The organism is Brevibacillus fortis (assembly GCF_003013395.1).
GTDB classification, from domain to species: domain Bacteria; phylum Bacillota; class Bacilli; order Brevibacillales; family Brevibacillaceae; genus Brevibacillus; species Brevibacillus fortis.
On sequence record NZ_PXZM01000060.1, the window covers coordinates 1 to 1,668 of the forward strand.

Annotated in this window: 2 protein-coding genes; both read left to right on the forward strand. The window is 38.7% G+C overall.

Annotated elements, in window-relative coordinates; translation table 11 throughout:
* Positions 1–660 (forward strand): ATP-binding protein (locus C7R93_RS28650; RefSeq protein ID WP_146142446.1); only part of this gene is annotated, 660 nt, incomplete at its 5' end.
* A 296-nt stretch (positions 661–956) separates the two neighbouring features.
* Positions 957–1,265: a PsbP-related protein gene (locus C7R93_RS28655; RefSeq protein WP_106841977.1), complete on the forward strand. Its 309-nt coding sequence runs from the start codon at positions 957–959 to the stop codon at positions 1,263–1,265.
* Positions 1,266–1,668: the final 403 nt, after the last annotated feature.

A 1,668-nucleotide genomic window follows, 5' to 3' on the forward strand; every position in this document is an offset into this window, starting at 1 on the left:
GAGTGCAGCTTGTCTCACGGTGGGATACTCTTCCTGGATGAGATGCCCGAGTTTTCAAGGCATGTATTAGAGGTACTACGCCAGCCGCTGGAATCAGGAGTTGTCACGATTGGGCGATCTAAGCAGGTTTTTACCTTCCCTGCTCGGATTCTGTTAATCGGTTCGTGTAATCCTTGCCCTTGTGGATTCTTCGGTACTCGAGAGAAGCAAACCTGCTCATGTTCTCCTCAACAAATCTACAAATACCGCTCAAAGCTCTCAGGTCCCTTGCTAGATCGTATCGATCTGCACATCGAGGTGCCGAGAGTACCAGTTCAACTTCTTCACAACAGAAAAGCAGAGGAATCCTCAAAAGACATTCAGCAGCGAGTAGAACAAGCGAGGGCTGTTCAATGTGAAAGATACCACTATCGTCCAGGATGTCCTTTTAATAGTGTGATGAATGGTGAAGAGCTTCGACAATTCGCCCAGCTGGACAAAGAAGGACAGGAGATGCTGCAATTAGCTTTCGAGACTCTCGGTTTAAGTGCCCGAGCTTACGACAGGATAGTCAAAGTAGCAAGAACTATCGCTGATTTGGATGGCGCTTCCAACGTAGAGGTAGCACATGTAGCTGAAGCGATTCGTTACCGAGCATTGGACCGCGGATTACTTTTTTGATACAAAATAATTATGAATGTTGAACACAATGTTCATCCAGGCAAGGACCCTAGATATGGCAAGAGACTCTCTATTGGCAAGGGTGGGAACATAAGTAAAGAAACGAGTATAGATCGAGTTAAAAAATGGACAAATTCGAAAAGAGAATGAAAGAGACATTGCGGCTGGAAATCTAAAAGAAAAGGCTAACGATTTATAAACTCAAGGTGGTACATTAAGATAATAAGAAGAAATAGTAGCACCTTCTGTTTTTAGAGTAAGGAATAATAACTAAAGTTGCTTTATGGAGGAAGAGTATGGATATACCACGTCATCTAAGAAGCTTAATACAAAGTTTTTTTGTGGTGAGTTTACTGTTAGGCTGTTCCCAAACAAAAATAGCAGAAGAGACGAGTGAATTTCTAAAATACGAAGATAAAACTAATAAATTCACTATTTCATATCCAAAAGACTGGACTATTGATACGATGCAAAAAAATGCAACTGTTCTGTTTAATTCTCCAAAGGAGAGTGAACAAGACGTTTATACAGAAAATATAACTGTAAAGGCGTTTGCATTGCCAGCGGAAGCAATATCTCCTATGGAAAACTATAAAGATGAATGATTGAGACTATTAAGAAGCAGACACCAGGTATTGAGGTTCTTAATACTTCCAACTTAACAATAAATGAGCTTCCAGCAATTCAGATACTTTTAAAAGAAAAGCGAGATAATGTAGATTTATCGCATCAAATGACTGTTGTGTTTAAAGGTAAAACGGGGTACGTAATAGGATTTACATGCTTAGAGGGAGATCTTGACAAATATTCCACAACAACGGACAAAATAATAAATTCTTTTAACATCATCAATTAAATTATTTAGAAACTATCAGGTAGTAAAATGTGTTGCTTCCAAATTTTAATGGGTATTATCTTTTGATCCGCCTAAATACTTTAATGAAAGTCGTCGTTAATGATATTAATTCAGAGCCTCCACCTCTTATAAAAATGGAGTCTGTAAAATAT

Excerpts from the sequence above, each read along its gene's own strand:
- C7R93_RS28655 (WP_106841977.1), top strand. The coding sequence starts at position 957 with ATGGATATACCACGTCATCTAAGAAGCTTAATACAAAGTTTTTTTGTG.